12 protein-coding genes are annotated in these 12164 nt (G+C 73.5%); 5 read left to right on the forward strand and 7 right to left on the reverse strand.

Annotated features, from left to right (window positions below; translation table 11 throughout):
• Window positions 1-15 precede the first annotated feature (15 nt).
• Window positions 16-2169 (reverse strand): germacradienol/geosmin synthase, encoded by a 2154-nt coding sequence (locus tag F7P10_RS28090; protein ID WP_151013742.1) that lies wholly within the window; start codon window positions 2167-2169, stop codon window positions 16-18.
• Between the two features lie 132 nt (window positions 2170-2301).
• Here F7P10_RS28090 and F7P10_RS28095 point away from each other — a divergent pair, with 132 nt between their 5' ends.
• The 4 genes from F7P10_RS28095 to F7P10_RS28110 all read left to right on the forward strand — a co-directional run bounded on the left by F7P10_RS28095 (window position 2302) and on the right by F7P10_RS28110 (window position 6517).
• Window positions 2302-2892: a 2Fe-2S iron-sulfur cluster-binding protein gene (locus F7P10_RS28095; protein WP_176611684.1), complete on the forward strand. Its 591-nt coding sequence runs from the start codon at window positions 2302-2304 to the stop codon at window positions 2890-2892.
• Window positions 2889-3887, forward strand: a complete 999-nt coding sequence (locus tag F7P10_RS28100) for a xanthine dehydrogenase family protein subunit M (RefSeq protein ID WP_151013744.1) — start codon at window positions 2889-2891, stop codon at window positions 3885-3887. The genes F7P10_RS28095 and F7P10_RS28100 overlap by 4 nt, the downstream gene beginning before the upstream one ends.
• Window positions 3887-5944 (forward strand): xanthine dehydrogenase family protein molybdopterin-binding subunit, encoded by a 2058-nt coding sequence (locus F7P10_RS28105; protein ID WP_151013746.1) that lies wholly within the window; start codon window positions 3887-3889, stop codon window positions 5942-5944. Before F7P10_RS28100 ends, F7P10_RS28105 begins: the two co-directional genes overlap by 1 nt.
• A 153-nt stretch (window positions 5945-6097) precedes the next feature.
• A complete protein-coding gene (locus F7P10_RS28110; protein WP_151013748.1) occupies window positions 6098-6517 on the forward strand; it encodes an STAS domain-containing protein in 420 nt (139 codons plus the stop codon).
• Between the two features lie 50 nt (window positions 6518-6567).
• Here the strand turns inward: F7P10_RS28110 and F7P10_RS28115 are convergent, their stop codons facing one another.
• On the reverse strand, window positions 6568-7002 hold the full coding sequence (locus F7P10_RS28115; protein ID WP_151013750.1) for a hypothetical protein: 435 nt from the start codon (window positions 7000-7002) through the stop codon (window positions 6568-6570).
• A gap of 273 nt (window positions 7003-7275) precedes the next feature.
• Between F7P10_RS28115 and erm the strand changes: the two genes are divergently transcribed.
• Window positions 7276-8046: a 23S ribosomal RNA methyltransferase Erm gene (gene erm, locus F7P10_RS28120; protein ID WP_151013752.1), complete on the forward strand. Its 771-nt coding sequence runs from the start codon at window positions 7276-7278 to the stop codon at window positions 8044-8046.
• Here the strand turns inward: erm and F7P10_RS28125 are convergent.
• Genes F7P10_RS28125 through F7P10_RS28145 form a run of 5 tightly spaced genes read right to left on the reverse strand, consistent with a single transcriptional unit; the run spans window position 8043 to window position 12027 of the window.
• Entirely contained in the window at window positions 8043-9263 is a 1221-nt protein-coding gene (locus F7P10_RS28125) for a cytochrome P450 (RefSeq protein ID WP_151013754.1), read from the reverse strand. The two genes, erm and F7P10_RS28125, sit on opposite strands and share 4 nt — an antisense overlap.
• Window positions 9260-9886: an ATP/GTP-binding protein gene (locus tag F7P10_RS28130; RefSeq protein ID WP_151013756.1), complete on the reverse strand. Its 627-nt coding sequence runs from the start codon at window positions 9884-9886 to the stop codon at window positions 9260-9262. Before F7P10_RS28130 ends, F7P10_RS28125 begins: the two co-directional genes overlap by 4 nt.
• A complete protein-coding gene (locus F7P10_RS28135) occupies window positions 9864-10217 on the reverse strand; it encodes a DUF742 domain-containing protein (RefSeq protein WP_151013758.1) in 354 nt (117 codons plus the stop codon). Before F7P10_RS28135 ends, F7P10_RS28130 begins: the two co-directional genes overlap by 23 nt.
• Window positions 10214-10672, reverse strand: a complete 459-nt coding sequence (locus F7P10_RS28140; protein WP_254716063.1) for a roadblock/LC7 domain-containing protein — start codon at window positions 10670-10672, stop codon at window positions 10214-10216. Before F7P10_RS28140 ends, F7P10_RS28135 begins: the two co-directional genes overlap by 4 nt.
• Window positions 10669-12027, reverse strand: a complete 1359-nt coding sequence (locus F7P10_RS28145) for an ATP-binding protein (RefSeq protein ID WP_151013759.1) — start codon at window positions 12025-12027, stop codon at window positions 10669-10671. The genes F7P10_RS28140 and F7P10_RS28145 overlap by 4 nt, the downstream gene beginning before the upstream one ends.
• Between the last annotated feature and the right edge of the window lie 137 nt (window positions 12028-12164).

The following is a 12164-nucleotide window of genomic DNA, read 5'->3' on the forward strand; positions in this document are numbered from 1 at the left end:
GGAGACCCCGGCGGGTCAGCCGCGGGCGGCCTGGGTGAGGAAGGCGCGGACGGCGGACGTGCCGAGGCCTGTGGGGCGCAGGTCGCGGGCGGGGACGGCGCGTTCGTCGTAGCGGTCGGACTCGCGGTGCCACTTGAGGATTCCGGCCATCCAGTCGCGGATCTCCTCGACGTAGGCGTCGAGGGCCGTGCGGGCGCGGCCGTCGAGGGCGAGGTCGTCGCACAGGGCGGGCAGGTCGTTGGCCACGAGGTGCTCGAACTGGCGGCGGCGGGACGTGATGAGGTCGTTCACGATCGGGAGGGCCTCGTCGCGGCCGCAGTCGAAGAAGTGCTGGACGGCGAGGAGACCGTTGTTCAGCTCGCCCTCGTACTCGATCTCCTTCTGGTACGAGAAGACGTCGTTCATGAGGCACGCGACGTCCATGGCGGAGACGTCGAGTTCGCGGAGCGTGCGGGTGCGGAAGACCTCGGCGGGGATCGCGGCGGAGTGCTCGATGCGGGAGAGGGCCATCGTCATCTCGGACCCGAACGTGTGGCGGCGCATCTCGACGTAGTCGACAGGGTCGGGGACGCGGCCCTGCAGGTGGTTGTTCAGCTCCCAGACCCAGCTCTCCACCATGTGCTCGACGGAGGCGCGGAACTCGCGGCGGCCGCGGTCGTCCATGGGGGCGGCGGTGCGGCGCCACAGGTCGGCGAGGCCCTTCTCGAAGGCGTTCTCGGGGGCGGGCGTGTCACCGAGGTCGAGGGGGAGGAGGCCGGGGACGCGCGCGTTGAACAGCTTCGCGCCCGCCATGTCGCGGTCGCGGTTGTAGACGGCGGGGAAGTAGTCGTCGCCGTAGGTGCCGACGGCGAGCCACTGGGTGGCGAGGTCGAGGGCGTCGGCGCTCAGGTCGGGGGAGATGGAGGCGGCGCAGATCTCCAGGGCGCAGCCCCGCAGCTTGTCGGGGTTCCAGATCGGGACGGGCAGGCGCGGGTGCGGCGAGAACATCCCCATCAGCCCGGCCCACTCGATGCAGTTCCGGCCCGCGCGGGCGCGGTGCGGGTTGACGCGCGCCCGGTACGGGACGTCGAAGTCGGGGAGGGGCGTCGGCCCCACCTTCTGGTGCGGGACGTGCGGGACGCTCAGGCGCGCGGACTTGACGATGGCGGGCAGGCGGGCCGCGGACATGCCGAGGGACCGCTTGTTCATGTACCGGCTGGACGACTCGTGCCACTCGTGCCCGCCGGACTGCCAGTCCTGCAGTCCCTTCACGTACGCGGCGACGGCGGCCCGTTCGGACGGGTCGAGGGAGGCCTCCTCGAAGAGTTGGGGGAGTTCGGTGAGGGTCGTGTTCTCGAACTGGCGCAGCCGGGAGGTCAGGAGGTCGTTGACGGTGTCGGCGGCGGTCTGCGGGGCGACGTCCAGGAAGCGCTCCATCACCAGGACGCAGTTGTTGATCTCGCCCTCGCGCTCGGTCTCGCGCTGGTAGCTGAAGATGTCGTTGCGCAGGTGGACGCCGTCGGAGAACGTGTCCTTCAGGACGCGCAGCGGCCGGGTGGCGACGACCCGTTCCGGGATCTCGACGCCGGCGGCGTGCTCGACGAGGTCCGCCGACCAGGGTGCCCCGCCGACCTTGCGGCGCATCTCGATGTACTCGACGGGGTTCGGGACGCGGCCGTCGCTGATGTTGCGCAGTTCCCACAGCGATTCGCGGAGCAGGTTGTCGGTGCTGACGGCGAACCGCTCGCGCCACGCGTCCGACCTGGACGGGACGGTCCGCGCCCAGAGATCGGCGAGGCCCCGTTCGACCGCGTTGGTGGCTTCGGGGGGTTCGAGCGACATGAACAGGGGGAGCCGGTCGAGGTAGGAGCGGGCGCCCGTGTGGTCCTGCGGCTTCTTGAAGACCTCGAGGAAATGGTCGTCGAAGTAGAACACCCAGACGTACCAGTCGGTGATGAGGTCGAGTTCAGGGCCGTCGCAATCGGGATGGGTGTAGGCGCACAGGAGCGGGTAGTCGTGCGCGTCGAGTTCGGCCTCGTCCCAGATGTCGGGGGTTCCGGGGTCGCGGGTCTCGTCCAGCATCCCCATGTCGCGGGCCCACGCCCTGCTGTGCACCCGTGTCGGCTCCAGATGCGGGTTCAGGCGCGCGGGGTACGGGAGGTAGAAGTCGGGCAGCTCGAACGGTTGCATCGACCGGCCTTTCATCGGGGACGGTCCGCAACTTACAGCACGCGCAAAGTTACCTAGGGTGAGAATTTGCTTCCCGGGCGAGCGGGCCGCGCGATCGGTGACTCGGGGGCGAATCCGGGTAGGGGGCGGGGCATGGACAGTGAAGCTCGGCCGGTGCACGCGGACGTCACCCTGACCGTGAACGGGAGCGAGCGGCGGCTGCGGGTCGACACGCGGTCGTCGCTGCTCGACGTGCTGCGGGAGACGCTCGGGCTGACCGGCTCGAAGAAGGGCTGCGACCACGGGCAGTGCGGCGCGTGCACGGTGCTGCTGGACGGCCGTCGCGCCAACGCGTGCCTCGCGCTCGCGGTCGCGCACGACGGCGCCGAGGTCGTCACCGTGGAGGGGCTGGCGGCGGACGGGCGGCTCAGCGCGGTGCAGGAGGCGTTCGTCGAGAACGACGCGTTCCAGTGCGGGTACTGCACGCCGGGGCAGCTGTGCTCGGCGACGGCGATGCTGGACGAGGCGCGCGCGGGCTGGCCGAGCGCGGTGACGGCCGACGTCTCCCGCGACCCGTTCCTGGACGACGCGGAGATCCGCGAGCGGATGAGCGGCAACCTGTGCCGGTGCGGCGCGTACGTCGGGATCGTCGCCGCGGTGCGCGATGTCGCCGGAGAGACGAACCGGGCGGCGCGCGACCCGGGTGCGGTGGCCGAACGGATCAAGGAGGCGTCCAGGACATGAGGCCGTTCGTGTACGAGCGTCCGGCGAACGTGGCGGACGCGCTGGAACTGCACCGGGACGGGGCCCTGTACCTGGGCGGCGGGACCAACCTGGTGGACCTGATGCGGCTCGGGGTAGAGGAGCCCACCCGGCTGGTGGACGTCTCCCGGCTGCCGTACGGCGAGATCGAGGTGCGCCCGGACGGGACGCTCGTCATCGGCGCGGCCGTCCGTAACAGCGACCTCGCGGCGGACCGGACCGTGCGCGAGACCCACCCGATGCTGGCGCAGGCCGTGCTCATGGGCGCGTCCGGCCAGATACGCAACCAGGCCACGGTGGGCGGCAACCTGCTCCAGCGGACGCGCTGCTCGTACTTCCAGGACGCGTCCAAGCCGTGCAACAAGCGCGAGCCGGGGACGGGGTGCCCGGCCAGGGAGGGCGAGCACCACAACCTCGCGATCCTGGGGCATTCCCCGGAGTGCGTGGCGACGCACCCGTCCGACATGGCGGTGGCGCTGGCCGCGCTGGACGCGTCCGTCCGGGTGCGCGGACGCGATGGGGAGCGCACGATCCCGTTCGAGGAGTTCCACCGGCTGCCCGGCGGCGAGCCCGAGCGCGACTCGAACCTGCGGGACGGCGACCTGGTCACGGCCGTCGAGGTCCCGCCGCTGGCGATGCCGTCGCGGTACCGGAAGGTGCGCGAGCGCGCGTCGTTCGCGTTCGCGCTGGTGTCGGTCGCGGCGGCGGTCCGCACGGTGGGCGCGACGGTCCCGGACGGGGAGGGCGGCGTGGTCCGGGACGTGCGGCTCGCGCTGGGCGGCGTCGCGCACAAGCCGTGGCGGTGCCGCCGGGCCGAGGACGTCCTGCGCGGCGCCCCGGCCGACGAGGAGACGTTCCTGCGGGCCGCCGAGGCCGAGCTGGAGGCGGCCGAGCCGCTGCGCGACAACGCCTACAAGGTGCCGCTGGCGCGCAACCTGATCGTCCGCACGCTGCTGGACCTGCGGGAGGCTTCCTGATGACGAGCCGGACGGAGAGCCGGGAGAAGGTCACCGGGGCGGCGCGGTACGCCTACGAGTACCCGGTCGAGGGCGCGGTGTACGCGGCGGCCGTCCAGGCGGCGGTGGGCAAGGGCGAGATCCGCTGGGTGGACGACTCGCTCGCCCGCGCGATGCCGGGCGTCCTGGACGTCCTGTCCTGCGAGAACGCGCCCCGGCTGGGGGACGCGGCGGACGGCGAGCTGGCGGTGTTCCAGTCCCGGACGGTCGCGTACCGGGGGCAGTTCGTCGCGGCGGTCGTCGCCGAGACGCTCGAGACGGCGGTCGAGGCGGCGCGGCACGTCCGGGTGGAGTACGCCGAGGAGGAACCGGACGTCCGGCTGCGCGACGACCATCCGGGCCTGTACCGGCCGGACAAGGTCAACCCGGTGTTCCCCGCCGACACCGAGCGGGGCGACCCGGACGAGGCGTTCTCCTCGTCCGTCGTGCGCGTCGAGGCCACCTACTCGACCCCGGCCGAGCACAACAACCCGATGGAGCCGCACAGCACGATCGCCCACTGGGACAAGGACGGCGGACTCGTCCTCTACGACTCCAACCAGGGCGCGTCCGCCGTGCAGTCCACGCTCGCCCCGATCTTCGGTATCGACCCGTCCCGGGTGCGCGTCGTGTCCCCGCACGTCGGCGGCGGGTTCGGGTCGAAGGGGACGCCGCGCCCGAACGCCGTCCTCGCCGCGATGGCCGCGCAGGCCGTCGGGCGCCCGGTGAAGTTCGCCGTCCCGCGCCAGCAGATGTTCGCCACGACCGGGTACCGCACCCCGACCGTCCAGCGGATCCGGCTGGGCGCCGACGCGGACGGACGGCTCAACGCGATCGACCACGCGGTGTTCGAGCAGACCTCGACCGTCAAGGAGTTCGCGGAGCAGACCGCGACGCCGACCCGCACGATGTACGCGGCGGAGCACCGCCGCACGTCCCACCGGCTCGTCGCCCTCGACGTCCCGACGCCGTCGTGGATGCGGGCGCCCGGCGAGACGCCCGGCATGTACGCACTGGAGTCGGCGATGGACGAGCTGGCCGTCGCCGCGGGCGTCGACCCGATCGAGCTGCGCGTCCGCAACGACACCGGCACCGAGCCCGAGAGCGGGAAGCCGTTCAGCTCCCGCAACCTGGTCGCCTGCCTGCGGGAGGGCGCCGAGCGCTTCGGCTGGGACCACCGCGACCCCGCGGCGGGCGTCCGCCGCGTCGGCCGCAAGCTGCTCGGGACGGGCGTCGCCGCCGCCACCTACCCCGCCTACCAGAGCCCCGGCAAGGCGATCGCCCGCGCGGAGCCCGACGGGACGTTCACCGTCCGGATCGCCGCCGCCGACATCGGCACCGGCGCCCGCACCGCGCTCGGGATGATCGCCGCGGAGACGCTCAAGTCCGACCTGGACGCCGTCCGGATCGAGCTCGGCGACAGCGCGCACCCCGCCGCGTCCGTCGCCGGCGGCTCGTCGGGCACCGCGAGCTGGGGGACGGCCGTCGTCCTCGCCTGCGAGAGCCTGCGGGGGAAGCTGAACGGCGCGGTGCCGCCCGAGGGGATCGAGGCGTCCGCCGACTCCGCGGACCTGCTGAAGGCCCGCGAGGAGTACGCGCGGCACGCGTTCGGCGCCCAGTTCGCCGAGGTCGAGGTGGACGTCGACACCGGCGAGGTCCGCGTCCCGCGCATGCTCGGCGTGTTCGCGGCCGGGCGGATCATCAACCCGACGACCGCGCGCTCGCAGTTCATCGGCGGCATGACGATGGGGATCGGCATGGCGCTGATGGAGGAGAGCGTCATGGACGCCGGGTTCGGCGACTACCTGAACCGCGACCTCGCGCAGTACCACGTGCCGTCCTGCGCCGACGTCCACAACGTCGACGCGGCCTGGATCGAGGAGATCGACCCGCATCTCAACCCGATGGGCTCCAAGGGCATCGGCGAGATCGGCATCGTGGGCGCGGCGGCGGCCATCGCGAACGCCGTCCACCACGCCACCGGGGTCCGTGTCCGGGATCTCCCGATCACCCCGGGCCGCCTGCTCCCGCAGCTTTGATCATGTGATCAACCGAACGGTCCAGGTTTTCCCGTCAGGTGAGGGCGCGGAGCCGGGGGAGGTGAGAACCTGGGACGTGCGGGGCCGCTCCGGTGGCGTCGAGCCGGTCGCATCAGGGTGGTGCGGGCGCCCCGCCCGAAAAGCGAGGAGCAGATGACGGTCTGGCGGATCACCGGCGGGGACTCCGAATCGGGCGTCCCGCGTCCGGAGCGGGCGTCGCCCCGCTACGACCTCGTCGAGCTCGACTCGCCGCTGCTCCACATCGCGGGCGGGAACGGCTCGCCGTGGCTGCGGCTCACCGGCGAGATCGACGTGTCCAACGTCCCCGACCTCACCCGGGCGCTGCGCGGCGCGCAGGCGCGGGCGGGCGGCGACGTCCACGTGGACCTCGCGGGCGTCCACTTCGTCGACGTCTCCGGCCTGCGCGCGTTCGCCCGCGCCGCCCGCGACCTGCGCGACCTCGACCGCCTGCTCGTCCTGCACTCGGTCTCGGCGCACATCGACCGGCTCGTCCGCCTCATCGGCTGGGACGCGGTCCCCGGCCTGGAGGTGCACTGCCGGTCCCGCGGCTGAGCGCCGCGCCCCGGCCGCCCAGGTGCGGACGGACTCAGGTGCGGACGGACTCAGGTGCGGACGAAGAGGACGTCGAAGTCCTTCCGCCAGGTCGCGCCCTCGTCCTCGGACGCCTCCCAGCGGCCGAGGATCCGGTCCTTCTCGACGTCGCCGACGAAGCGCTGGTGGAAGTCCGGGTCCTCGCGCAGCATCGTCCAGTGACCGCCCTCGAACGTCATCGCGAACTCGCGGCACACGCCCCGTTCGTCGTGGTACAGCACGACGTAGGCGTCGTTCGCGTCGCTGCGCCCGAAGACGCCGGTCGTCGTGGACCGTCCCTCGCCCTCCTCGAACGTCTGCACCATGGTCAGGAACGCCTCCCCGAGCCATTCGATGGTGGCCGTGCCCGGCACCTCCGTGCCTTCCAGCAGGAACGGGGCGTTCGACAGCGTCATCGCCCAGGTGCCGACGAGCCCGTCGAGCTTCTCGAGTCCGGTGTTGCGCATCGCGTCTCCTTCGTCCGGTCCGACACAAGGTAGACCGGCGGCGCCCGGCGAACTCATCGAACGGACGCACGCGCCGGAAAAATCGGTTGCCGGTCCGCCCGGGCGGACCGGTAGCGTGACCGGCATGTGCTGCCCCGCCGCCTCGGCGATGACGAGGTTCCGCCGCGACTAGCGGCGGTCCCTTCGCGTCCCTCGATCGTTCCGCCGCTCCAGCGAGTCATCGCCGGGCGGCCCCTGCGCGCTGCCCGGCTCCCTCTGAGCCGCGGAGATCCCTTGCGCACGCAGCGCCCCGGCCGGCACGAGCTCGGCCAGAACTTCCTCACCGACCCGAAGGTCATCGGCGCCTTCGTGGACCTGGTGGCCGCCACGGACGGCCCCATCATCGAGATCGGCGCCGGTGACGGCGCGCTGACCCTGCCCCTGCGGCGCCTGGGCAGGCCCCTGACCGCGATCGAGATCGACCACCGGCGCGCCGCCCGGCTGGCCCGCCGCCTCGACCGTCCGGCCGAGGTCCTGCGGGCGGACTTCCTGCGCTTCCGGGTGCCCGCCGCGCCGCACGTCCTGGCCGGCAACCTGCCGTTCCACCTGACCACCGCGATGCTCCGCCGCATCCTGCGGGCGCCCGGCTGGACCGACGCCGTCCTGCTCGTCCAGTGGGAGGTGGCCCGCCGCCGCGCCGGGGTGGGCGGCGCGACGATGATGACCGCGCAGTGGTGGCCGTGGTTCGAGTTCGCGCTCGCCGCCCGCGTCCCGGCGGACGCGTTCCGGCCGCGCCCCGGCGTCGACGGCGGCCTGCTGACGATGGCGCGCCGGGAGCGCCCGCTGGTGGACGCCGCGGACCGCGAGCCCTACCAGGACCTGGTGAACCGGGTGTTCACCGGGCGCGGGCGCGGGCTCGGCGAGATCCTGCCCGGTGCCGTGCGGCTGCCGCCGCGGCGGGTCCGGGACTGGATGCGGCGGCAGGGCGTCGGGCCCGCGGCCCTGCCCAAGAGCATGACCGCGGAGCAGTGGGCCGAGCTGTTCCGGTTCGCCCGCGCGACCTAACGGGCGTCCCAGCGCGCTTCCTCCACCGGGAACGAGACGGGCAGTTCGACGAGCGCCCGGTGGATCGGGCCGGGACGCCACTGCAGTTCGCCGACCGGGACGGCCAGTTCCAGGTCGGGCAGCCGGTCGAGCAGCGCCTCGATCGCCAGCGACGCGATCACCCGCGCCTGGCCCTTGGCCGGGCAGCCGTGGGGGCCCGCCGCGAACGCGAGGTGGGCGCGGTTGCCGGTCCGCTCCGCGGCCGCGCGGGACGGGTCGGTGGTCGCGGCCGCGTAGCTGATCACGACCGGGAGGTGCGCGGGCAGCCAGTGGCCGCGGAAGTTCAGGTCGCGGCGCGGGTAGGTGGCGCCGAAGTTCGCCATCGGCGGGTCGGTCCACAGGACCTCGTCGAGGGCGTCCTCGACCGGCAGGCTGCCGCCCGCGAGGTCGCCGCCGAACCGGTCGTCCGACAGCAGCAGCCGCAGCCCGTTCGCGATGAGGTTCTGCTCCGGCTCGGTGCCGGCGCCGAGCAGCAGCGTGAGCTGCTCGGCCATCTCCTCGTCGTCGAGCCCGGCGGGATGGCTCATCATCCACGACGCCACGTCCGCGCCCGGCCGTTCCCGCTTGAGCGCCACCAGGTCGCGGGCCGCCTTGCCGAGCATGACGTTCGCCTCCTCGGCGGTCAGCCCGTCGTAGGCGCCGTCGAAGATGCCGCTGACGGCGCGCAGCAGCCGGTCGCCGATCTCGCTCGGGCAGCCGAACAGCTCGTTGAACACCAGCAGCGGCAGCGGCCGGGCGTAGTCGGCGATGAGGTCGGCCTCGCCCTTCCCGGCGAACGCGTCGATCAGCAGGTTCGCGCTCGTCTCCACATACCCGCGCAGCGCGAACGTGTCGACCCGCGCGAGGCTGTCGGTGATGACCGTGCGGAGGCGGGCGTGCACCGGGCCGTTGGCCGACAGGGTGTTGGGACGGTCCATGAAGATCGGCAGCACCGGGCAGTCCGGCGGCAGGCTCGACTGCCACTCCAGGCCGCCGCGCGGGAACGTGCCGGGGTCGCGCATGACCTCCAGCGCCGCGTCGTAGCCGATGACGAGCGTCGCGTCCGCGCCCGGCGCCAGCTCCACCGGGGCCAGCTCGCCGTGCTCGGCCCGCAGCCGGTCGTAGATCGCGCCGGGATCGTGGGCGAACTCCGGGCCGTACAGCTTCGTCCGCTCCGGCGCGCCGTCCCGCTCGCTCACGTGGTGGCCTTTCGATCGAGGAAGAGCAGGTGGTCGACCAGCGAGATCAGGGCCTTGGTGGACGACGCGTGGTCGCGGGCGTCGCACGTCACCAGCGGCGTCTCGGGGGCGAGGTCGAGCGCCTCCCGCACCTCCTCCTCCGGGAACGACGGCGCGCCCTCGAAGTGGTTGACGGCGATCGCGTACGGCAGGCCCTGCCGCTCGACGATGTCCATGACGGCGAACGACTGGTCGAGCCGCGCGGTGTCGACGAGGATCAGCGCGCCGAGCGCCCCGCGCGCCAGGTCGTCCCACAGCCGGGTGAAGCGCTGCTGGCCGGGCGCCCCGAACAGGTACAGGACGAGGTCGTCGCTCAGCGTCAGCCGGCCGAAGTCCATCGCGACGGTCGTGGTGGTCTTGCCGCGGATGTCGGCGAGGTCGTCCACGGTCGCCCCGGCCTGCGTCATCCGCTCCTCGGTGCGCAGCGGCCGGATCTCCGACAGCGTCCCGACGTAGGTGGTCTTGCCGACGGCGAAATGCCCCACGACGAGGACCTTGACGGCCGTCCGGACGGAGTCGCGCACGTACCGTCCGCCCGTGTACGCGCCGCCGCCGGGCGGCTCAGAGGGTCGCGCGGAGTCCATCGAGCACCTCCTGCAGCAGCCGGGCCTGGGTCCGCGCCGCGGGCGCCGCGGCGCGGGTGCTGAGCTGGCCGTCGTCCACCAGGTCCGACAGCAGCACCTTCGTGACGCCGACGGGAAGCTCCAGGTGCCCGGCGATCTCCACGACCGACAGCGCGCCGCCCCGGCACAGCTCCACGATGCGGAGCTTCTCGGGGGACAGCCCGGTGAGCGGCAGGTCGCCGTTCGCGATGACCAGCGTGACCAGGTCGAACACGTTGCGGGTCGGGTGCGCCCGGCCGCCGGTGACGACGTGCGGGCGGACCAGGGCGCGCTCGTTGCGGCGGCGGGTCATGCGGTGCCGCCCGGGGCCCCGCCCGCGTCGGGGCGCGGCGGGCTCGTCAGCTCCTTGCCGAGCCGCTGCACGAGTTCCTGCAGCCGGAACGACACGGTCTCCATGTCGACGTCCAGGGCCGCCGACACCGCCAGGTAGGCGCCGGGCCCGGCCGCGACGAGGAACACGTACCCGTCGTCGAACTCGCTGACCGTCTGCCGCCAGGTGGTGCCCGCGTCCCCGCAGAACTCGGCGGTACTGCGGGCGAGCGACTGCAGGCCCGCCATCCCGGCCGCCTGCCGCTCGGCGTCGTCGCGGCCGATGCGCTCCGAGTGCGCCATCAGCAGCCCGTCGGCCGACAGCAGGATCGCGTACCGCGTCCCGGGCATTCGCAGGGCGTCGTCCAGCATCCAGCCGAGCCGGTTCACACCGTCGTCCATCGAGCCGTTCCACCCCTCGTTCTTGGCCGCGTTCATGGCCGCGCGTCCCCGTCCCCGGCGGCGCCGGCGTCCCCGGCGGCACCGGGCGGGTCGCCGGTGCGGCCGGACCGGGTCCCCCGCTGCCAGGCGCCGAGGCCCGCGGCGATCTCTCGTGCCGGCCTCGCCGGCGGTTCGGCGGCGCCGGCGGCCGCCGCACCCCTCGCGTCCCCCGCGCCGGAGGATCCGTCCTCGGCCGGCACCCGCTCGGCGACCGCGACCCGGCTGCGCTTCGGCAGCCCGCCCGCGGTGACCGTCCCGTCCCGGCTCCCGTCCCGCGCGGTGTCCCGGTCGGCGTCCCGGGGCCGTGCCGCGCCCGCCGGACGGGACGCGGCGGGTTCGGCGCGCGGAGCGTCCGGGACGGCGGTGAGCAGCGCGTTCGGCACCAGGACGACCGCCCGCACCCCGCCGTAGGGGGACCGGGTGTCGACCGACACCGAGAACCCGTACCGCGCGGCGAGCACGCCCGCGACCGCGAACCCGACCTGCGGCGGGTCGCCGAGCCACTGCACGTCGTCCGGCACCGCGCCCGACAGCCGCTCGCCCGCCCGCTGCAGTTCCTCGGGCGTCATCGCGACCCCGGCGTCGTCGATCATGATGGCGACGCCGTTGTGCGTGGTCTGGAAGTTGACCTCGACCAGGGTGTCGGGCCGGGAGTGCCGGGCGGCGTTGTCCAGCAGCTCGGCGATGGTCAGCACGACCGGTTCCACGGCCCGGCTCGTCACCGCCAGGTTCACCGGGTTCTGCACGTTGACGCGCAGGTAGTCGCGGATGCGGGAGGTGGCGCCGCGCACCACGTCGCTCAGCGAGGACGCCGACCGCTGCTGGCCCGGCCACGATCCGCTCAGCACCGCCATGGCCTGCGCCCGGCGGCCGAGCTGGGCGTTCATGTGGTCGATGCGCAGCAGCCCCTCGAGCACGTCGGGGTCGTCGTGCCGCTCCTGCATCGTGGAGATGGCGAGCTGCTGCTCGTTGGCGAGGCTCTGCATCGTGCGCATCATCGAGCGCCCCGTCGACCGGCCCGCCAGCGCGGCGTGCTCGATCACGCGCCCGACCGACCCGCCGAACAGGTCCATGATCTTCTGCATGTCCTGCGCGAACGCGGGCGCCCTGGCGTCCAGCCGCCGGTGCAGCGGGCCGCTCACCCGGACGGCCGAGTTCTGCAGGGACTCCATCAACTCGGGCAGCCGGACCGCCGCGAGGTGCGCCAGTTCCTTGTCGCGCAGGTCGAGGGCGTCCGACAGCTCGGCGTTGCGGTCGCGGAGCCCGGCGGTCGACCGGTGCTGCCGGGCCAGCAGGGCGGCGGCGACGGCGACCGCGACGGCCAGTGCCGCCGCCCACAGGATGTGCTCCATCGATTCCTCGTGCGCAGGGGAGGACGGCCGCGACAGGCGCGAGACGCCCGGGGCCGGGGTGGGTGGGGTATCGGACGGTGATGAAATGTCGCGATTTGGTGACCGTAGGACGGGGCGGGCCTGGAAGCTTGTGCGGG

This window comes from Actinomadura sp. WMMB 499, from assembly GCF_008824145.1.
In the GTDB taxonomy this organism is placed as follows: Bacteria; Actinomycetota; Actinomycetes; order Streptosporangiales; family Streptosporangiaceae; genus Spirillospora.